This is a genomic window from Sphingomonas tabacisoli (assembly GCF_042678385.1).
Classification (GTDB): domain Bacteria; phylum Pseudomonadota; class Alphaproteobacteria; order Sphingomonadales; family Sphingomonadaceae; genus Sphingomonas_B; species Sphingomonas_B tabacisoli.
On record NZ_JBHUDY010000001.1, the window covers coordinates 888,747 to 909,340 of the forward strand.

A 20,594-nucleotide genomic window follows, 5' to 3' on the forward strand; every position below is an offset into this window, starting at 1 on the left:
CCGTCCGCGTTCTGATGGCGGGCGGCACCGGGCTGGTCGGCAGCCTCGTTGCCGACGCCCTGGCAAGGCGACCGGATGTCGAACTCTCGAGTTTGGTGCGTGCTCCGACGAGGCCTCGTGACCGCACAATCGACTTCGACGCGCTCGTGGCCGATCCTGCAGGCACGGTCGGGCCGGTCGATGTCGACGTCGGCATCTCTTGTCTCGGCACGACCATTCGAAAGGCCGAATCGCAAGCCGCCTTCCGGCGTGTAGATCAGGACTACGTGTTCGCGGTGGCGCGTTCCGCCAGAGACAACGGAGCGCGACAGTTCATCTTGATGAGCTCCGTCGGAGCAGGCGGCCGCGCATTCTATCTGCGCGTCAAAGGCGAGGTGGAGGAGGCGGTCCGCGGCCTCGGCTTCGAGCGGCTGGACATCATTCGGCCGGGGCTGCTGCTCGGCGATCGCGCGGAGCGGCGGGTAGCGGAGCGCCTCGCGCAGGCCGCGATGCCGATCCTCAATCCGCTGCTTCGGGGACGGCTTGAGCAATATGCAGCGGTTCCCGCGGCGGCCGTCGCTAATGCGATAGTACAGCTTGTGGGAGCGCCCGGGGCGGGCGTCCATATCGCTCATACGCGAGAGATTATTGGCGGGTCAGACCTCGCGGGTTAGCAGACAGTTGGTCTGCATCGGGGTTTGATGAACCGTTAGCCGCGCCGCTCCAGAACCAGGGACTGAATCGCCTGGCCGAAGAAGCCGTGGCGGTCGGCCAACCGTGCGGTCGCGCTGCCGATGCCGTCCGGCGCGGCCCAGGTTTCCGCTTCCGAGTAAATCCACTCCCCCACCGGCTCGCGCGCCAGGCTGACGGTCAGGTCGCCGTTAATGAACGTCCACTCGGCAAAAGGCAGCAAGGCCGAAATGCCATTGGAGAAGTCCGCGACCGCAACCGCTCTCATCGCCGGCGAGAGCGGTTGGCCGCTGATCAGCGCCCGATGCTGCCGGAACCAGACTTTTCCCGGTCCGGGCTCGCTGAAGCCGCCTTGGATGCGGCGGATTTCGAAGTTCGCGCCGAAGTTCTCCGTCGATGCCGGGATGCCCATTCCAACGCCTGCAACTTGCTCCGGCATCGCTTCGGTCAAAGGCGGCATCCGCACTTCGCCGGGCAGCGGCTGGTCCACCGTTCGAACCTTCAGGATCGTCGCGCGCACGACCTCTGCGTCGCCTGCAAGCAACCGCACCTGCACGAGCTGGATCTTGCGGCCTTCCCGCAACACGGTCGTGTCGATGCCGAGATCGGCCACAGGCACGGGGCGAAACAGGTCGATGGTCGCGCGCGCGATCCGCATCGGCGCTTGTGTCGGAACCTGCTCGGCAGCCCATGCCGCGAGCGACGACGGCGCACCGCCATGTTGCAGCCGCGGGTCCCACGGGCCGGCGGCAAGCGTCGTCGTGGTCACCGTGGTGCCGTCTATGACATAGGCAGTTTCGCTCATGCCCGCGGCTATAGCTCGAAGCTGGGCCGACGCTCCAGTTTCGACGCTCCTTCAAAACTGACGCATCGTCCCAAGGACGAGTAGCGGCGGCACCTGCTTTTCGCGGACATCCCGCATTTCGCGATAGCGGCGAAAGCGGGTATATTGCTTCGACTTGGTTGCTTGGCCGACGCACGGCCGAACCAAGATGCACGAGTGTCGTGGCTGTCTTTCCGCGCGCCCCGTGCGAGCATGAACGGGGGAGACGACGCGATGGTGTCACCGGCCCGCGCAAGTCCCGCATATCGTCGCTGCCTGATCATATGGGCTGCGCGATGGTAAGCGCCGTCCGCCCGTCGGAACAATCGCGTTCGACGCCGCTGGGGAAGCTCGGGTGGATCGTCGGGGTGTTGATCGGCGCGATCCTGCTCGCCTTTGCGGCTGCTTACCTGATCAACAGCCAGGCCCTGGTCGGCAGCATTCACCAGCGCAACGCCGCCAGCCTGGAAATCATCGCGCGCAATCTGGAGCGATGGCCGCGCACGGCGCGTGAGATCGCACGCGCGCGCCAGCCCGGTGACATGGGCATCACGGTGTCGCATCCGGATTTCGGGGCGATCAAGATAGCGTCCGTGGCGGATTGCGCGGCGACGAGTCCGCCGGGTGCGCCGATGCAGGATGGCCTGTTCCAACAGGGCCAGCTTGCCGGGCAGGGAACGCTCTATCACGTCGTGGTGCGGGTCGAGAATGCGCGCCAACCTTGCTATGCAGCGGAGGCTTCGCTGCAAAAGCTCGTGGGGCTCGATCGGTCGGGAGCGGAGTTTTTGAACCTGCTGATCGTCGCGCCGGATCAGTCGGTTCTGGAGCAATTCGGAACCGGCCGTCTGCCGGTCGCCAAGCTGCCTCCGATGACGATCGTGAGCGGCTTCGCCAGAACATTGGTGCAAAGCGCGCTCACGGACAAACCGGTGTCAGGAGACGCGCCTGCCGTAACGCTGGATTCGGCTCCAGGCGCAGCGCGTGTCCAGATCGCGGACGCGGAATATTTTGCCTATGTCCGGCCGTTCCGGGTTGCCGACGCCTCCGGGCGGCCTTGTCCCGGCACCAAGCCCCTCGATGCCGCAAAACCGCAAGCGCCGCCGACGAGCCTTGGCGGTTGCCAGCTCTACGCGATCGGCCTGATGCCGGCCTCCACGCTCAGGGACAATTGGCTGAGGCCGCCGCCGCTCGCCTTGATGGGATTCGGCCTGGCAGTTTTGATCGCGATCGCACTGATTCCCGTCCTTCGATTGCTCTTGATCGGCGGCACCGAGTCGCTCAGCTCGGCCGAAGTCCTCGCCATCCTGTTCGGCATGTATGCGGCGGCGGCGCTTGCCACGCTCGCCGTGCTGTTCGTCGGCGAGGCGATGTATGAGCGCCACAGCGCCGGCCATGAGGCGGCACGCCTCGCCGCCGACATTGCCGTCTCTACCGGGCAGGATGTGAAGGCTTTCAGGGCAGCGGCCGAACGGTGCCGCGGTGGAGAACCGCAGGCGGCGCGCAGCAACGGCCCGCTTCCGGAGCTGTTCGAATCGGGGCACTTCGACGCCGGGGGCCGGAATCCGGAACGCGGGTGCGGCCTGATCGATCTTCCGCCCGCGACGGATATCAGCGCGCGGCCCTATTTTCGCGCGCTTGTCCAACGCGCGATGACCGAGCCCGGCGCCACGGCTGTCCTGACCGAGGTCCGCGCCCAGACGGATGGCGTGAAGAAAACGGCGTTGATCGAGCGCGAGGCGGCCGGCCCCACCGACGCTTGCAACATGGACGCGAGCGCGTCTCCCGCTTCCGGCAGTCCGCCACCGGCCCGGCGGTGCTATTTCCTTGCGTCGACCTTCCTTCCCTCGCTGGTCGCGCCGGTGCTCCCGCCATTCCACCGGTTCCTGGTCGTCGACACTTCGGACGAGCGGTTGCCCGTGATCTTTCACCAGGAAAGCGGGCGCGCCATGATCGAGAACTTCGCCGATCAAATCCGCGCGCCGAACGAAATCGTTCAGGCACTCCGCAAGGGACAGGCGCGCGCGAACGGCTCGGCCGTCGGAGCGCCGGCCAATCCGCCGACGATCATGTTCCCACGCCGCTATGACGGCAGGGTGGCGAGCTTTGCCGCGGCGGCCATTCCGGATTCGCCTTGGGCCGTTCTGGTCTATTTTCCGGTGGACGATGCCGATCGCATAGCTGCCGGCACCGCATCCCGCGCGCTGGGACTATGGGCGGGCGTGAACATCGCGGCGATGCCGCTTGCCCTGTGGCTGCTGCTGGGACGCCGGGGGCGATGGAAGCGCATCTGGCCCTGCGCCGTGCTCGAGGAGACGTATCGGAAGAACACGCCGATCCTGATCGCGGCTGCGGTGCTGATCGGCGCGTGGTCGCTGTTGGTAGGGATATTGGCGCCCGTCGTCGCCGTCGCTGCCGCGGTGCTGATATGCGGCTGGCAGTTTCGCAAGCTCGGCCGCCATGTCGCGGAGGGCCTGGAGCCAAGCGCAGACTCCGCCGCCGATGCCGACCCCAAGCGCCTGCGGCTCACACTGGAAACTGAGCGCGCCTATCGCCGCTACGCGCTTGCAATGCTCGCCTGTATCGCCGCGGCGCCGATGACCGCCTTCTGGTCCGATTCCCGCCAGCTCTCCGCGCACTTGACCGATCTGCGCCGTGCCGATGCGGCTGCGATGGGCGTCCTCGGCCGGGCGCGCAGCATATCCGCGCTTCAGGACGTGGTTCGGTCGGCTGCGCCCGGAAGCATGCCGGCGCCGATCCGGGACGCGTTCGCGCCCTGGCCCGACCATCCGGTGCCCGCCGCCGAAACGGCCATCCGTCCCGACTGGACCGTCGCGGGATTCGCGCGCGAAATGCAGACGCAGCTTGCGACGGAGCCGGTGATGATCTGCCGTTCGCCTCCTGCCGCGGATTGGTATTGCGCCTCGCCCGACGACAAGCAGCCCATTGCGGCTCGAACCGGCGTTCGCCCGCGATCCGCATGGCTTCACGATCCTTATTCCTGGGGCGCGATCGCCATTCTCGCGCTCCTGCTGGCCGGAATGATCTATGCAGTCGTCTATCAGGCTCTATGGGCGCTGACGGGATTCGGGATTCCGCTCGACGCCGTCACTTGGCCGACATTGCTCCTCGGCCGCGTTTCGCAGGCCCGCGACGGCAATCGGCTGAAGCTCGCCCGCAAGTCCATGCTGGTGGCCCCGCAGCGTGCGGTGCGGGCTGCGGTGTGCGACGGCTCCGTGGCGATCATCGTCGATCTTGCCTCCGAGCTTCTCGGCGTCCCGGACGCTCTGCTCGACGATGCGCAGCGCACCGGCGTTTCGGTCGCGCCGAAGCCCTGGACGTGCCTGCCGAACGGCGCCCCCGCGCGGCTAGTCGTGATCGGACTGGAGCTGGTCCTGCGCGACGCCAAAAGGCGGCGCGCCGCGCTCGCCTATCTGGAGCGGGCCGCGGATGCGCTGTCGCCAAACGCCTCGAATTGCCTGGCGAGCCTGGTGGTCATTGCCGAGATGTCGCCGCTCGAGCGGATTCTCGACGCGTTCGGCACGCACGAGGAAACGGACGAGGTGCGCGACTCGATGCGCGAGGAATTGCGCTGGGCGCGGCTGTTCCAGGATTTCACGACTTTCTCCTTCGCGCCGATCGACAAATTGGGTCCGGGCGATCTCGGCCTTCCGCCGGAGTGCCGGCGATTGGCGGAGGAGCTCAGATGGCTGCCCGGGACCGTCATCGACGGCGTGATCGGCGACCATAGCTCCGCAAATCTACAGCCCGAGCCGGCTGGATATTATCCTATCGACGCGAGCCTCTATCAGTCGCACTACCGGCCGCTGATCGCCGCATGGGCGCGGGCGATCGACCCGGTCACGGAAGCGGCGGCGGTCGATTTCATGCGTTCCAACCTGATCGAATATTACGAGCAATGCTGGGCGGCCTCGTCGCTTCCGGAGCGCGTGGTGCTCGATGCGATCGCGCGGGGCGGGTTCGTGAACATGCGCAAGGCGGTCGCGCTCCAGTCCCTTGTCCGGCGCGGCCTGATCATCCTCGACCCGGCTCCGCGCCTGATGAACAAGAGCTTCGCCATTTTCATCCGGCAGACCGAGCGGCCGGACACGCTGGCTGCCTGGCGGGCGCGGCAACCGAAGAGTGCCTGGTCGAGCATCAAGCTTCCCATGGCGATCGCGTTGCCGGCGCTGGTCTTGATGCTCGGCCTCGCCTCGGCTCAATCGGGCCAGGAGCTGACGGCGCTTATCTCGCTGATGGCGGCCGGCGCGCCCGCGCTCATTGGAAGCGTGCTGCGAACGACCAGGGCGAGCGCCTAGTTTACGATCGCGTAGCGGCCTTCGAAGTCGACCGGGGTCGGCGTCAGGTTGCGCACGGTCAGCCAGTAAGTCACGCCAGATGTGGCGCGCTCGCTTGCGACCGACCATTCGATCTCTGGAGCGCCGGTGCGCACCGTGACCGGCACGAATGTCCAGATCACGTGCCAGTCGGGATTCCAGCTATGGGTGAACCATTGGGCGGTCTGATTCCCCTGAAGGGTGCCGGTGAACTGGACGCCGACTTGCATTCCGACCTCCTCAATCCCGCGACAGGATTTCGTAGCGCGCGTCGAACTCCACGGCGGCCGCGCTTCGGTTGGTGATGTCGAGCCAATAGGTCACGAGTTCGCGTGACGCGCGTTCGGTCCGGACGCGCAGCTCCAAGGTAGGCCCGCTCAAGCCCGGATTGCGTGGGATCGCGGTCCAGCAGACCTGCCAGCACGCCGGCCAGCTGTGCGTGAACCAGCGCCGGGTCTCCGCGGCCGCCAAGGTATCGCTGAACTGGACGCCGACGCTGGGCGCGACCTGCTGCGGCATGAAAGGCTTGAGCACGTTGCGGATCGCCCGGCGGCAGACCGAGCAGAACGGCGTGCCGAGCGTGCGCATGTAGCAATCGTGCTCGGCCCGATAGGCGCCGCAACGGCTGCGGTCGCAGCCTTCGAACAGGCCGACGGTTCCGGCTGCGACCGGGCTGGGGCGATTGTCGGAGTTGGCGCAATTCGGGTTCGACATGGTCGGCAGCGGCGTCGCGGGCAGGATCAGATCGCGCCACTTGGTCGTCGCGCGATTGGTGTCGGTGGTGGCGTTCGGCGCGGTCGGCTCGCCGCCGGTGCTGTTGTCGCGCGCGTCGGTATATTCGTCGGTAAGGTGAAAAGCCGAATGGCCAAGCTCGTGGATCCCGATCTGCGAGGCGCTCGCATGCGTTGAAAACCAGGCGACGCCGCCACCGGCGCCTCCATAACGGCTGCTGTTCACGATGCCGATCGTGGCGCGCACTTGCGGCACGGCAGCTTGCGCCGTCGCCAGCGCGAGCGCCTGGTTGCCGGCGAGCAGGCGCCCGAGCCCGGCCGTGCAATAGGTCGCATCGAAATAGGTGCGCGCGGACAGACCGGAGCCGTTGTCGCCATCGGCGCAGGGATTGGGATCGTCTGCGCCGCTTTCGTCGGAGGCGACGTCCACGCAGTAGATGTTGATCGCGCACCACAGTTCGTTGAACGGCGGGGTTGCGAACAACTGGTCGATGAAGCGCGCGCAGGCGGCGCGGAACTGCGGCATCTCCGGCTCGCGAAAGCCTTCCGCCAGGATGACGAGGTTCCAGCGCCGCGCCGGGTCGCCGTGATCGACGAGCTTTTCCGTGCGCAGGACACGGCCGTCGGCGGCGCTCATTTCCGGCTCTTTCTGCGTGGACTCGGTGGCGGCTCGTCGGCCTCCGGCCGAAGCCGCACCCGCGCGATTTCGGTCGAGCCGGGCGCGAGCGTCGCGTCACCCAGCATCGACTGCGGCGCATCAAGCACAAGGTCCGAAGCCTCCTCCAGGTCTGGCACGATCACCTGGAAAGCATCTTCCTTCTGCGGATCGACCACATAGCGCATCGGTTGCGCGGGATCGGCGGAAAAGACTTCGCGCTCCGGCTCGACCGGGCTGTTGATCCGGCTGCTGAAGACAGTGGCGTCATCGTCGGTTCGCAGCTCCACGCGAAAGCTCTCCGGATCGCGTTGCGGGTCCGGGGCGGGCGGGATCATCTCGACGCGCTCGCTCGATATCAGCTCAACGGTGCTGCCTCTGGTGCGGAACGTGAGGCGCCGCGCATAGCCCGGCGAGTCCGGCGGTGCGGGGGAGGGAGAAGGCGCGGCCATAGCCTATACGCTCCCGGCGAAGGTTGCGCCGTTCCAGCGATAGTCGAGAATGGTCGCAAGACTGGATCGGGCAATGTCCTCGGACGGATAGAGGAGCAGCAATTCGTCGCCGAGCCGCGATCGGCCCGCGACGAGGCCGGATATGTTGGTCCAGCGCTGCCATCCCCCTTGATCCGTCAAAGATGTGGGAGCGGGCAGGGGATCCTGGTGCCAGCCGGCCGCCTCGAGATGGGGCGCGACCGGGATATAGAGCCCGGTGACGGCCTGTTGGCTGCAGCCCGTGTCGGTGCAGGCCCAGAGATTCCAGGACGCGGACGCGATCGTGCCGGCGCCGGGCGCTGCGGAGTTGACCTGCCGGGCAAGCACTTGCGGCGCACCTGCACCGGAAGCGCCGAGCGCAATCGGATCGTTGGCCGGATCGGCGAGCGCCGTGGCGGGAACGATTTCCAGCACCCGCCCGGTGACGGCGAGCAGGTCGTCCGGCGGTTGAACGCCGGGGCCCGCCGTGGGCAGGGCCCGCGCCGGGCTCAGCAGCGGCAGCGTGCCGCCCAGGTTGCGGATCGCCGCCAGCGCCTCGTCCAGCGCGGGCGCGAAATCCGACCGGATCGTGTAGCTGACGGGGGTCGCGGCCTGCGCCGGCCCGGCCGGGCGGTCGTTGCGGCGCGTAACGAAGGTGATCGCGGTATGAGGCTGTCCGAAGCCGGCCGCCACGTTCGGCCCCGCGACGCCAAGCGTCGAGGACAGCACTTGCAGCCGCAGCTCCGGCAGGTCCTGCAGCAGATTCAGATAGCCGCCGACTTCGGTGATGTTGAGGGGTGGCGGCACCCGCGACGGGAATAGGCTGCCGGCGAGCGCGAGGCGGCGCAGAATGATCTGCTGCGCTTCCTGCATTTCGGGCGAAATCGACGTTTCGAGGATTTTGGTGAGGGCGTCCAGCGCACGGTCTTCAACGCTGGAGGCGGTCGCTTCGGCCATCTGTGCCTCCTGTGTCTCGCGTGGATCGTGCGTTCAGCCTGTGGGCCCCGGGCCGGCATCGGTCGCGGTGCCGCCGCCGGGAGCGGGCGTGCCACCTCCGCCGCCACCGCCGCTGGAGCCACCACCACCGCCGCCGGATGATCCGCCGCCGGAGCCAGTGCTTCCCGTCCCGGCGCCGCCCGAGCCGCCGCTGCTGCCGGTAGAGCCGGCGCCGCCCGTCCCCGAGGCGCCCGATCCCGAGCTTGTTCCGCCAGAGCCCGAGCCGGCTCCGCTGCCGCCGGAACCCGAGCCGCTTCCGCCGGAGCCGGATCCGGACCCAGTGTCGCCGCTGCCCTTGTTCTTCGCTTCGATCGCCTTGGGCACCTGCTCCATCGCGGCCTTGGCGAGGCCGGACGCTTCGCTGATCGTCTTGTTGAGGCTTTCAGCCGTCGTCTCGGTCTGCACCTTCGCCTGGGCGGCCAGCTCGGCAAGGCCCGTCAGGTTCTGCGGCAGGTTGCTTTGCGGCAGCTTGTCGATGAGCGCCTTGGCCAGATCGGCGGGACTGAGGGCGGTCGGCCCTTGATTGATCGTCACCATCGGCCCTGCGGTCAGGCCGGAGGGCGCCTGCGCGCCGGCGGGGCCGACGAGCTGGTTGCCGCCGCTGAACAACTGTGCGAGCTGGGACGGATCGCTGGCCGTGTCGCCGGGCGAATCCTGCCAGTTCCAGAATCGGGTGAGGTCGATCTTCTCGCAAGCGTTGCAGTCGCCCAGGATCGCCTCGCCGAGCACGCCGCGCGCCGGGAGCGTGATCGAGGATTGCGACGGCGTGAAGGACTGACGGTGGAAGCGCAGCAGCGCTTCCTGCAGGTCGCGCGTCGAAAAGCGAGTCTTCTGCTCCGCCTGGATCGGGATGAAGAACGGCATGATCGCGCAATTGCCGAAATAGCCGAGCACTTCGTTGGCGATGCAGTTGAGCAGCGGCACTTCGTCGGTCGGGTCGTTGACCCCGCCTTCCGGCACACCGATCGTGAAGCGTTCGAGCAGGATGGCCCGCTCTTCGGGCGTCAGCGACTGCCAGACCGCCTTGGAATAGGGCACCGTGTTCTGGACGACGTGCTGCAGCGCCGCCTCGATCTTCAGCAGGTCGGCGAAGCGGAGTTCCGGCGGCACCCGCTTAGCGGCGACCGGCAGCACGCCGCTCATCACCTCGGTGCCGCCGGGGCCGTTGTAGAATTCGATCACGTCGATCCCACCGATCCGTGCAGTCGGATCGGTGACGACGGGGCCGCCCAGCTCCCGCTCCAGATCGGCGGGGGAGAGCGTTATGTCCAGCTTGGCCGTGTTGTTCAGATAGCCGATGACTTCCGTAAAGGAGAGAGAGGACGGCAGCGCCAGCCGGTAGGAGAAAGTGCGGAAGGCCCGGCTGAACTCCAGACGCGCAAGGTCGCTGCGAGCGACATGGTCGGGAAGCGCGAGCGCCGCCGTGCGCGGCTCGAACTGCCCCTGGCGGCGGGTGCGCAGCCCTTGGATGAGCGCGGCCCTGGTCTCGTAAGTGGCCGGAACCGTCGCGCTGGACGCGTTCATCCGGACCGGACCGACGCGCGCGCCGCTGGTCGAGATCGCGGTGACGTAGATGTCCTCGAACGGCAGGAAGGTGCCGTTCACTTGGACGTCGATGATGTCCTGCGCCGCGCCGCTGGAACTCTGCACCGTCATCGACGGGTTGGCGGCGAAGCTTTTCAGCAAGCGCATGCCGTAGCTCAGGTCGGGACGAAAATAGAGGCGCGCCGCGATCACGTCATGGTAGCGCAGCAGCATCGCATAGCGCACCAGCAGTTCGTCGCGGGCGTAGTTGCGCGAGGCGAGAGTGCGCGGCTGGCCCCAGGGCAGGAACTGCACCACCTCCAGCGGCACGAAGCAGACGAGCTGGACGTCGTCGACCTTGGTGCTGACCGCGAAATGCCGCAGCACCTGCCAGTATTGCATCGTCAGCGCGTGGCAGTGGTTGTGATTGGTGATGACCTTCGACACCACTTCCTGCCGCTCGCTTGCCGAGGCGAGGCGGACGGCAGTGCGGCTGGCGTTGCGGCGCGCATAGGCGGCGCGGTTCAGGTTCGAATGGAAATCCTGTGTAGCGTTGGAGACATAGTCTCGGCTGGCGTTCTGCCAGCTCGACGTGCTGCCGGTCGTGGTCGAATCCGAATAGCCGCCGGCAATGCCGAGGCCCGCGACGATGCCGCTGAAGAAGCCGCCGACACCCAGTCCGCCGCCGATCGATCCGGCTTCCGTGCTCGTGCGTATCTTGCTGCCGCCGCTCGCGGATTCATCGAACGCGCTGTTGAAGACGGCCGAGGTCGAGGAATCGGCCTGTTCGTTATAGCGCTGCAGCTCCTCCGCCGAGAGCGCTTCGGTCTCGCGAACGCTCAGCGTCTCGCGTGTCTCGCTGACCGCGATCCGCTGTTGCTCGCCGGGCGCCAGCGGCAGCGAATAGACCAGATCCCCCAGCGACATACCGCTGGGTATCCAGACCTGGTGCATCCGCACGGTGTAGCCGATGCCGAGGCTCGACGCTTTCGGCACCAGCGTCGGAAAGCGCTCGATCGCGTCGCGGAAATCGGTGACGTCGATCGGCGATTCGATCGGCACGCGCTCCACCAGCTCCCATTGGCCAAGCTGCGCCATCGCGTTGGCGACATCCTGCGCCGGGATATACTTCATCGTGCCCGGAGCGGTCGCCGCGACCGTGACGAACCGGCCGTCTTCGCGGCGGAAGCGATTGCCGATCCGCTTGCCGCTCAGATTGGGTGCGATCAGCCGCACGAGCAGCGAGAAGCCGAACCGGTCGATCACGCCGGTGTTGGAGCGGAACGATCGCGCGCAATCGCCTTCGCCCAGCGTCATCTGCGGCGGCGGCGTGGCGAACGTCTCCGGGTTTTGAACGACATCGTCCTCGCTTTTGGGGATCGCGATGTCCTTCAACTGCTCGATAATGCTTTTGGGCAGCGGGCTGACCGGCGCGTCGAGGGGCACGACCCCCAGGCTGCCGTTGCTGGCGATCAGATCGGTGCGCTTGATCGCCGTCTCGATCTGGCGGTTGCCGCCTGTGACCAACAGCCTCAGCCCGGCCTCGGGAACCGGGCGTGGCGGCAGCGCGAGACGAAAGCCGCCGCGATCGTCGGTGCGCACCTCTGCCTGCGGCCAGGGCCGCGTTTCGCCGTCCACCGGTGGCGGCTCCAGCGAGCGGACGGAGACGTTGACGGCGGGCGAGGCGTCGGGGTTGAGCAGCCGCCCGTCGAGAAACGGTGGCAGGATTTCCGGCACTTTGGGGAAGAAGTCGGTCAGGTCGCGGCCGACCCGCTTCAGCGTGCCATAGACTTCGCCGATCGATTTCAGCCGATCATGCAGCGCGGTCTCGATCGCATCGCGCCGCAGCTCGAACTTCACGCCCGCGGCCTCGAGATCGATGAGCGGCAGAGCGGGGATTTCGCGCACCGCTTCCGCTTCGTGGCCGGAAACGGCGGCATTCGAGCGCGCATCGGCTGCGCGCAGGAAATCCGGCATGCCGTTTACGCGCAGTCCGTCGGTTTCGTCAGGCACGGGCGTACCTCCCAAGCATAATCGACTAAACTTTATGCGAGGAGCCGATTTCGTGGATATTCGCTTCGGCGCGCCAGAATAGGTCGCGCAAAATCCTCACCCGGTCAGATGAGAGACAGCATCCAGCGATTTCTTTTCGGCTTCTTGTCTAATCCGGCGCCGATTTCAGGCGGAGGATTGCGGCCCTGGTCTTCAATTGTCGGTAACGTTCTTGAAAACGACTTAGCCCAGAGATTCGGGACTATAACCTTAATCAGTCCTTGTCGCAATATGGGACGGATTCGGATGGTCTCTGCGCCGCGCCGGGACCACGATCACCTTGCGACGCTCATGCCACAACTCCCGGTCCGTGCTGTCGTCGTAATGCTGGATGACGACGATGGCCTGGCCGTCGTCCTCGGCCTCGAACTCGGCCTGCTGGACGATATGGCTCGCCGCATCGAGGCAATAGAGGCGGTAGGAGGCCATCAGGCGCTGCCTCCCGCCGCGTCGAACCGGAGCGGCCAGTGCTGCGGCACTTTGGTGCCGCCATAATCGGGTGCGCTTTCGGCTTCGAGACCGGGCGTGAGCAGCAGCTGCCGCACGATTTCGGGGACCATGGCGGCGGCGATCGCTCTGCCCAGGCACTCGTGAATGCCTTGGCCGAACGTAAAGGCGTCGCTCAGGTCCCGGCTGGGATCGAAGCGCATCGGATCGGGGAAGGCCGCCGGATCGAACATCGCGCTGTGCGTGACCGCCAGCACGGTCCGCCCGGCCCGGACCGTGGCCGAATGGGGCGTATCGGCAGCCAGCACCGTGTCGCGCGTGGCTGTGCGGAAGAAATAGGGAAAGGCCGGGCGGAATCTGAGAGCTTCGAAAACGAACGGATCGAATGCCGCGGGGTTGCTGGCCGCTGCTTCTGCCGCCCGACGGCGTTCCGGGTCGGTCAGCAGGAATTCGAGTGCGTTGACGGTTGCGTGGCTGGTCGTCTCGACGGCGCCGATCAGCAGGCCGCCGGTGTTGAACAGGACCTGCTTGAGATTGAACTTGAGCGCATCCGAAAAGCTTAGGCGGATCAATCGCGACATCGGATCGTCGCCCTCCAGCCCGACCTTGGCCGCGATCGTGCGCCTGAGCACGAGCCGGCCCAGGTAAAAGGCGAGGGCGAAGCCGGCCTTTTTGCGGTTCGCGATGATCTCTTCCGATGAGACCGGGCCGGGCGCATCGAAGGCCTGGTTGTGAAACGCGTCCTGCTGGTTCCAATAGGACCATTCGGCGAGCTTCTCGGGGTCCGCATTGCGGAAGCCGAAGAAGTGCTGGACGAGCGCAACGGGCACGCCGCGGCCGATCTCATGCGCGAAGTCGATGCGGCCATTCGCATCCTCCAGGCGCCGCGCGACTTCCTCACCTACGAAGGCGCGCATCGCGGGGATGTCCTCGAAATCGAGGATCGACCGCATGATCGACTTTTCCCGCCAGTGCCGGGCGGTGTCGTCCTGCGCCATGAAATAGTCGCCCTGCTTGGGCTCGTAGAGCGCGACCGAGAAGCTGTTGTGCCGACGCAGGATCAGCGTGCAATCGGCATGGCGCGTGCAGAAATCGAGCTCGGGCAGTTGCACGACCGGCCGGTCGCGCCGCAGCTCTTCGAACAGCGGCAGCGGCTCGCTGTAAAGCCAGCCGCGCAGCAGCGGCCATTTCTCCGTCTCGGGGACGGCGTCGAGCCTCGCCAGATAGCTCATCAGAGCGTCTTCAGATATTCGACGAGCGCCCAGCGATCGGCATCGCTCATCGCGCTCGCACCATAGTCGTGGCCGACATTGGCATTCGCGTCTCTCGGCCGGCTGCCGTCATAGGCGTCGAAGCGGAAGCTGTTCCCCGGGGCTTCCGGGCGCCAGTCATAGCCGACGTAGCGCGGATCATAGTCGCGCGTTCCGAGATGGAAGCTCCGCGGCCGCTGATCGGCCGGCAGCAGCAGATGGTAGAGCGTCGGCACCGACCCGTTGTGGAGATAGGGCGCCGTCGCCCAGATTCCCTCCAGCGGCCGCGCCTTATAGGCCAATAGCCGGTGGTCGGTCGTGGTGCAGAAGGCGCGCCGGCCTTCGCGGACCTGCTCCGGGGTCGTCGGGACGACATCGCCCTGGAACACCACGATCGGCCGGTTGAGGCCCAGGAAACCGCCGGCCGCGGTCGCGACGATCTGGCCTTTCTTGCCGACCAGCGCCCCTTTCACGGAGGTCGCGAGCATGGTCACGACCGGAGCGACGGCCGGGAGAGCCTCGCCGCTGACAAAACCGTCTTTCGTGTTTCGCAACAGGCCGGTGCGCGACTCGTAGGTCAGCGCGTTGCAGGCCATCCAGATGTCGGTCAGATTCTCCGGGCGCGCCGAATGGAACGGCACCATCACTTCGGTGGGCTTGCCCGGAACCTGCCGGTCCGGCGTTCGGTGGCAGGCCACGCAGTGCTGCACGAAAAGCTCGCGCCCGCGCGCCGCCTTGGCCTGATCGATCGGTGGAAAGCTCGCCGGCCAGGGCGGCGGCTGCAGCTTGGCGACGACTCGTTCGAGGCCTTCCAGGTTCGCCGCATTCACGCTGGACCGGAAGCCCGCGAGCGGCTGTCCGGGGCTGCCGGCCTGCACCGGAAGCAGTTCGCCGAACACGCCCAGCACTTCGCCGGTGTTGCGCCCCATCGCGCCATAGTCGAAATTGCCGAGACGGGCATTCTCCGCCGCGCCGTTCCACTGCACCTGCTTCTGCTTGTTGATGTTCCACAGGAACGGATAGCTGACAGGAGCGTCGGCGGGATTGACGATCGGCTGGGCGGGATCGTCCGCGAACAGCACGATCTTGTTATAGATGTGCCCGAACGCATCCACGCGCGCGAAGCCGGCGCGCACCGGACTGCGATTGAGATTGGCGGTCTTTTGCTGCCAGCCGATCAGCGTGTCGAAAGCCTGGCGCAATGCGTCGCGATTCTGCGGCGTATCCTTGCCGGCAAGGACGCGAGCGGCGAAGCGATCCCATTTCTGCGGGTCGTCGCGGGTGGCGACGAGCGCCCGATCGAGATCGCCGACCAGCGCGTCGAAGTCGCCCAGCCCCGGCCCGCCATCGACGCGGATCGGCTGCCCCTGGTAGCGGATCTCTGCGGTATGACAGGCGGAGCAGTTGAAGCCGAGCCACGGCTCCGCCCGCTGCGCGCTGTCGCCGCGCTGCCCGGCATACCAGCGCAGCTTCGTAACCTTCAGATTGTCGTCGGGCTGGCGGTCGATCGCGAAGCCGACCGGCAGCCGGTTCGGGCGGTCGGCAGCGGCGGCGATATAGCCATAGCCGAGCAGGTGCCGCTCGTCGGCGAACATGGCGGCGGAATCGGCCTGCTCGAGCGCCTGGAACCAGGCATAGGGAATGAGGCGCGAGCCCTGGGTGCCGTAGTACCAGCCGTTGCGATCGGCTGCCGACCAGCCCTGCGCATATTCGGCTTCGGCGCGGTAATACATGCATCCGCTGATCATCGCCGAAGCGACCAGCGTGCTCGCCACTCCGGCCAGTACGTTCAATCGAGTCGCACGCATAAGCTGCCTCCCGAAACACGTCGCGACGACCCGGGAGAATTTCTTCTTGTGCATGGCCACTATCGCAAATCGAAGCGGCGACGGCAATCCGCATTAACTTGACAAATGACTTAATGAGACGAACACTTGACTTGCTGCGACGGAGTCGTTTGCGGCGCAGGTGTGCCGGGTCGCGTCACTGGTCGGGACACAGCGAAGCTGTGACTGTCCGCCTTCGAGGGAAGGAAGTGACAGTGGCGTACGGAAATTTCTGCATCGGCCTGGTGCTGGGCTGGGCGGCCTTGTTCGCGGGTGGCACGTCTTTGGCTGCCCGCCTGATCCTGTTTGGATGGATCGCGATCCTCATTCTTCTCGCATCGATTGCGCCGCAGCCCGGCTTTGCGGCGCGCGGCATCGTCATGGGCCTTTGCGCCCATTTGTTCTTCCAATGGCGGCTTCGGGAGTCTCGCGCATGACGATGGAGCAGGGGGGCGCGCTGGGTTTCGGCCTGGTGATCGGCTGGTTCCTTTATTTCGTGAACCGCTACCGGCGGAGCGAGGCATCGTTCACCGACATCACTACTGTCCTGGGTGCCGTGGGCGGCGCCGCGGTCACCAGCCTGTTCCCGGGCGGGACCGTGCTGTTCGGCGCCTATGGCATGGGGCTGGCGATCGGGTTCTTCGGCTATTTCCTGGTCCTCGTTGTGATGGTCGGCATATCGCCCAATTTCGGCGTCGACTATTTCCTGGATGGACGGCGCAAGGCGCCCGGCGACGGTGAGACGATCCCCGGCGAAACGCAGGCGCCGAGCTTCGTCTTCGACGAAGCCGGGGCGCCCGCGATCAAGGCGGGGGTCGCGGCGGGGGTCGCCGCTGCCGCCGCCCTGAAGACGGGGAGCTGAAGCCATGTGCGGCGAAGGATTCGTGAAGGGCGACACGGTCTTCAAGGCTTATGTAAAGCCTTACAACACGCCGTGGCGCGAAGTGCAGGCGGTCGATGCCGACGGTCTCGCGATATTCGAGGGCTGCATCATTCTTGGCCGCACCGATACGGTGAGGCAAAGCCACGCCATGCTGCAGCAGCAGGCGTTGGCAATGCCGCTGCTGCTCACCAATCCCGGCATCGAGACCCGTGGCGCAGCCATTATCGGCGCGCAGTTCCGGTGGAAGAACCGGACCGTCCCGTACATGCTTGCGCCGGACGTTCCTGATCCCGACCGCGTGAACAAGGCGATCGCGCACTGGCACGAAAAGACGAGCATCCGCTTCGTGCCCCGCGACACCCAGACTGACTTCCTGCTGATCAAGCGCGATCAACGCGGCTGTGCGTCGATGGTCGGCCGGCAGGGCGGCGTGCAGGAACTGATCCTGGGCGATTTCTGCACCACCGGAAACATCATTCACGAGCTGGGCCACACAGTTGGCCTTTGGCACGAGCAGTGCCGCATCGACCGCGACCAGTTCATCGAGATCGATCTCGACGAGGTGCAGCCGTCCCAACGGCATAATTTCGAGCAGCGGATCGTGGAGACGATCGATCTTGGCGCCTATGATTACGGGTCGATCATGCACTATCCGCCAAGCGCCTTTGCGGTCGCGCCGGGTGCGATCACGATCAAGCCGAAGAAGCCGCTGCCTGCCGGCGTCGTGATGGGGCAGCGGGATGGCCTGAGTGCCGGCGATATCGCCTCCGTCGAGGCGCTTTACGCAACCGAGCCGAAGCCGGTCTGAATGGCCGACCCCTCGCTCATTCTCGATCGGCGCGCGGCCCTGGCCGGCAAGCCGGGCCTGCATGCGGTGCTGATCGGGGTGAGTGAGTACGCCAACCTGCCCAGCGCCGACGATCCGCCCGGCGACGGTCTCGCGGCGCTGCGGCGGCTGCGGTCTTCGGCGATCAGCGCCTATGGGCTGTTTCAGAAGCTGCAGGCCCTGGATGCGGACGGACGGCTGGTACGGCCGCTCGCCACCGTCCGCCTCCTGCATTCCCCGGCGCCCGAGGAACTGGCGAAGGAGCCGGCGCTGGCGGCGATCGGTGGCGCGCCTGCAACGCGGTCCGGAATCGCGAAAGCGCTGGATGCCTGGCGCACGGACGTAGCGACCGCCCGCGACAACCAGGCCTTCTTCTATTTCTGCGGCCACGGCATCCGGCGCTCGCTCGAGGAATCGATCCTGCTCGCCGCCGATTTCCTGGAGCCCGGCAGTCCCAAGCTGTTCAACAGCTTCCGGCTCAGCAATGTGCGCAACGGCATGGTGCCCGGGGCGAGCTTCCCGGAGATCGGCCGCGAGCAATTCTATTTCGTCGACGCGTGCCGCGAAAAGCCGGACGCGCTCGACACGCTCGACACGACCGAGACGCCCAAGATCTTCGACGCCGAGCTCGGCGGCCTCGACGACCGCCGCGCGCCCATTTTCTTCGCGACCATGACGGGCGGCGTCGCGGCCGGGCTTGCCGCACAGCCGACCTTCTTCGCCAACGCGTTGATCTGGGCGATGGACAACGGGTCGTTCGGCTCCCGGACGATGGACAATCTGGGCGTTGTCTGGCCGGTCACCGCGCCGTCGTTGAAAGTCGGCATCGAGGCGTCCGACGCGTTGTTCGACAGCCGCGTCGAGCTGACCGGCCTGGTCGCCGATCCCGTGCTTTGCTTCAGGCGTGATCCGCCCCGGCTGCCGCTCAAGGTTGCGCTTGCCCCCGAGCCGTTGCCTGCGCCGGTCAAGACGCTCTCGCTCACCGAAATGAACACCCGCGCCAGGCTGGATATCTCGCCGTCCGACCATGCCGGCCCGCTCAGCGTAGACGTCTCGGCCGGCATGTATCAGATGACGGTCAAGCCCCGCTCGAAGCTGTTCCAAAGGGTACGCTCCGACATTCTGTTCCTGTCGATCCAGTCGAAAATGCCGCTGATATTCGATCTGGGCGCCGTCCCGTGAGGCGCATGGTCCAGATGGTCCAGCCGGCGCCCCCCGGCTATACCGATATCGGACCGTTGCCGGTGCGCGTTCGCACCAGGACCGGCGAGATCGTCGGCAGCGGCGTGACCGGCGCACCGATCGAAGTGCCGGCCGGCAGCTATTTCGTGACGGTCATGCTGCCCAATGGCCAGGAAGTCGGACTGTCCCAGCGCGTAAAAGCGGGGCAGGAGACGCCGAACATCGCCGGAGCTGCCCCGTCTGCGGACTTGCTGCCTCCCGCCGCCCTGGCTTCATCCCCCGCGGCCGAGGCCGACGACAGGAAGCTGAATGCCGGACTGTGGCACGGGGACTGGATGGCCGCCTGGGCGAACGGCCCGCCGGACCTGTCCGGCGTGGCAACCGGTGAGATCGCTCTGGTGTCCTCTTCATTGTCCGTCATTCCGCAGCGCGCCGGAGGCGACCGCGTGCTCGTTCTGCCGCTTGCCGATCGATATCGCTGCGCAGTGCTTCCCTATGATGCGTGCAGGGTCTGCATCGACTCGTCCGCGCAGGAGCCCGCGATCGCAGTCCGCGCGGTCGAGTCGCCGGAGGGGCCCGTCGTCGAGGTACGCTCGATCGTCAGCCAGGAGGCGAACACCCTGCTCGGCTTTGTCGAAAGGGGCGTGCTGACCAACATGGTGGCCGTGACCGAAGACGAAGTAAGGCGCGGCGAGCAGGCGTTGTCGCAATCGGGCGCATCGGTGCTCCGTGCGATCACCGGCGCCTATGTGCTCCTTCGCGCGAACGCGATCGAAGGCCTCGACCGCTGGCTTGCGCAGCTTGAGGCCGCCGGCGGCGATCTTCCCGATCTGCTGCCGCTTCAGGCCGAGCTTGCCGCGCGCTCGGGCGACCATGGGACGGCGGTGGCGAGGATTCGCCAATGGCTCGACCAGTCGCGCTGCCCATGGTTCCGGGCCGGCTTGAGCTACATGCTCGACCGGCTTCGCTTGTACCTGGATGTCTCCGACAATCAGCGCGCCAGCTTCGATCTCGACGCCGCGACCTATCGGCGCTTCGAAACCGTCCGCGGGGCCATGGACCGGATGCTGACGTCGATGCTGACATCGCGATACATCGCGACCTTCGATGTCCCGCGCAGCCAGAAGGGAATGACTTAAAGTAATAAATCGACGGGTCGCCAAATCTTGGTCGAGTTTGCTGGGTTCAGAAATACCTTTGCAAGTATTCATGAACAGGAGACGGACGATGAGCAACGGCGTACCTAATCAGGATCAATGGTGCTTCGCATGGTTTGCCGGCGAAGACGGGTCCGACAGTCAAAAGAAGGCTGCACTGGTCAAATCGTCGAAATGGGCGCCTGGCTCCAACATCAGGATCGCTTTTCTTGATGGGACCGCGCAGCAAAAGGCGCTCGTCAAGCAATATGCGGTCGAGTGGATAACGAACCTCGCAAATCTCAAATTCAGCTGGGTCAACGATCCCGCCCAGTCGGATATCCGGATTTCCTTCAAATATCCCGGATCCTGGTCGGTCATCGGCACGACCTGCAAGACCGTCCCCAAGAACCAGGCGACGATGAATTTCGGGTGGCTGACCCCGACGGTCACGCCGGCAGAAGCGAGGCGCGTGATCCTGCACGAGTTCGGCCACGCAGTCGGCCTTATTCACGAGCATCAAAATCCGAAGGGCGGCATTCACTGGAACAAGCAGGCGGTGATCGACGATCTGTCGGGGCCGCCCAACAACTGGGACCTCCCGACGATCCAGCACAACATGTTCGATGCCTATGCCGCTTCCGAAATCAACGGGACGAAGCTCGATAAGGATTCGATCATGCTCTATCCGATTCCGATCAGCTGGACGACTGACGGCTTCTCGGCGGGTCTGAACGGGCAGCTCTCGGCCACCGACAAGACCTTCATCAAGCAACAGTACAAGTAGCGA

The 20,594-nt window shown here is 66.1% G+C and carries 17 protein-coding genes; 8 read left to right on the forward strand and 9 right to left on the reverse strand.

The window, feature by feature from the left end; all coding sequences use genetic code 11:
- Positions 1-14 precede the first annotated feature (14 nt).
- Positions 15-653: an NAD(P)H-binding protein gene (locus ACFSCW_RS04920; RefSeq protein WP_380887475.1), complete on the forward strand. Its 639-nt coding sequence runs from the start codon at positions 15-17 to the stop codon at positions 651-653.
- Between the two features lie 35 nt (positions 654-688).
- On the opposite strand, the gene ACFSCW_RS04925 is transcribed toward ACFSCW_RS04920, so the two are convergent.
- Positions 689-1,474, reverse strand: a complete 786-nt coding sequence (locus ACFSCW_RS04925; protein WP_380887477.1) for a thioesterase family protein — start codon at positions 1,472-1,474, stop codon at positions 689-691.
- A 314-nt stretch (positions 1,475-1,788) separates the two neighbouring features.
- Here ACFSCW_RS04925 and ACFSCW_RS04930 point away from each other — a divergent pair, with 314 nt between their 5' ends.
- A complete protein-coding gene (locus tag ACFSCW_RS04930; RefSeq protein WP_380887479.1) occupies positions 1,789-5,808 on the forward strand; it encodes a hypothetical protein in 4,020 nt (1,339 codons plus the stop codon).
- On the opposite strand, the gene ACFSCW_RS04935 is transcribed toward ACFSCW_RS04930, so the two are convergent.
- From ACFSCW_RS04935 to ACFSCW_RS04970, 8 genes are all read right to left on the reverse strand, one after another.
- Positions 5,805-6,056: a hypothetical protein gene (locus ACFSCW_RS04935; protein ID WP_380887481.1), complete on the reverse strand. Its 252-nt coding sequence runs from the start codon at positions 6,054-6,056 to the stop codon at positions 5,805-5,807. The genes ACFSCW_RS04930 and ACFSCW_RS04935 overlap by 4 nt on opposite strands.
- A gap of 10 nt (positions 6,057-6,066) precedes the next feature.
- The gene (locus ACFSCW_RS04940) at positions 6,067-7,194 is read right to left on the reverse strand and encodes a M64 family metallopeptidase (protein ID WP_380887483.1); all 1,128 of its coding nucleotides are present in this window, start codon (positions 7,192-7,194) and stop codon (positions 6,067-6,069) included.
- On the reverse strand, positions 7,191-7,664 hold the full coding sequence (locus ACFSCW_RS04945) for a hypothetical protein (protein ID WP_380887485.1): 474 nt from the start codon (positions 7,662-7,664) through the stop codon (positions 7,191-7,193). Before ACFSCW_RS04945 ends, ACFSCW_RS04940 begins: the two co-directional genes overlap by 4 nt.
- Positions 7,665-7,667: 3 nt before the next feature.
- Positions 7,668-8,639, reverse strand: coding sequence for a hypothetical protein (locus tag ACFSCW_RS04950; RefSeq protein ID WP_380887487.1), 972 nt, complete (start codon positions 8,637-8,639; stop codon positions 7,668-7,670).
- 33 nt (positions 8,640-8,672) lie between these two features.
- Positions 8,673-12,215, reverse strand: coding sequence for a hypothetical protein (locus tag ACFSCW_RS04955; RefSeq protein ID WP_380887489.1), 3,543 nt, complete (start codon positions 12,213-12,215; stop codon positions 8,673-8,675).
- A gap of 249 nt (positions 12,216-12,464) precedes the next feature.
- Positions 12,465-12,683, reverse strand: a complete 219-nt coding sequence (locus ACFSCW_RS04960) for a hypothetical protein (RefSeq protein WP_380887491.1) — start codon at positions 12,681-12,683, stop codon at positions 12,465-12,467.
- Positions 12,683-13,933 carry a cytochrome P450 gene (locus tag ACFSCW_RS04965; RefSeq protein ID WP_380887493.1) on the reverse strand — a complete coding sequence of 417 codons (1,251 nt, stop codon included), beginning with the start codon at positions 13,931-13,933 and terminating at the stop codon, positions 12,683-12,685. The genes ACFSCW_RS04960 and ACFSCW_RS04965 overlap by 1 nt, the downstream gene beginning before the upstream one ends.
- Positions 13,933-15,759 (reverse strand): di-heme-cytochrome C peroxidase, encoded by a 1,827-nt coding sequence (locus ACFSCW_RS04970; RefSeq protein WP_380887495.1) that lies wholly within the window; start codon positions 15,757-15,759, stop codon positions 13,933-13,935. The genes ACFSCW_RS04965 and ACFSCW_RS04970 overlap by 1 nt, the downstream gene beginning before the upstream one ends.
- A gap of 233 nt (positions 15,760-15,992) precedes the next feature.
- Here ACFSCW_RS04970 and ACFSCW_RS04975 point away from each other — a divergent pair, with 233 nt between their 5' ends.
- The 6 genes from ACFSCW_RS04975 (at position 15,993) to ACFSCW_RS05000 (ending at position 20,591) form a co-directional block, all read left to right on the forward strand.
- Positions 15,993-16,214, forward strand: coding sequence for a hypothetical protein (locus ACFSCW_RS04975; RefSeq protein ID WP_380887497.1), 222 nt, complete (start codon positions 15,993-15,995; stop codon positions 16,212-16,214).
- Positions 16,211-16,639 carry a hypothetical protein gene (locus ACFSCW_RS04980; protein ID WP_380887499.1) on the forward strand — a complete coding sequence of 143 codons (429 nt, stop codon included), beginning with the start codon at positions 16,211-16,213 and terminating at the stop codon, positions 16,637-16,639. Before ACFSCW_RS04975 ends, ACFSCW_RS04980 begins: the two co-directional genes overlap by 4 nt.
- A gap of 4 nt (positions 16,640-16,643) precedes the next feature.
- Entirely contained in the window at positions 16,644-17,468 is an 825-nt protein-coding gene (locus ACFSCW_RS04985; RefSeq protein WP_380887501.1) for a M12 family metallopeptidase, read from the forward strand.
- A complete protein-coding gene (locus ACFSCW_RS04990) occupies positions 17,469-18,668 on the forward strand; it encodes a caspase family protein (protein ID WP_380887503.1) in 1,200 nt (399 codons plus the stop codon). It abuts the gene before it with no gap.
- Positions 18,665-19,807: a hypothetical protein gene (locus ACFSCW_RS04995; RefSeq protein WP_380887505.1), complete on the forward strand. Its 1,143-nt coding sequence runs from the start codon at positions 18,665-18,667 to the stop codon at positions 19,805-19,807. Before ACFSCW_RS04990 ends, ACFSCW_RS04995 begins: the two co-directional genes overlap by 4 nt.
- A gap of 88 nt (positions 19,808-19,895) precedes the next feature.
- Positions 19,896-20,591, forward strand: a complete 696-nt coding sequence (locus ACFSCW_RS05000) for a M12 family metallopeptidase (protein ID WP_380887507.1) — start codon at positions 19,896-19,898, stop codon at positions 20,589-20,591.
- Positions 20,592-20,594 lie beyond the last annotated feature (3 nt).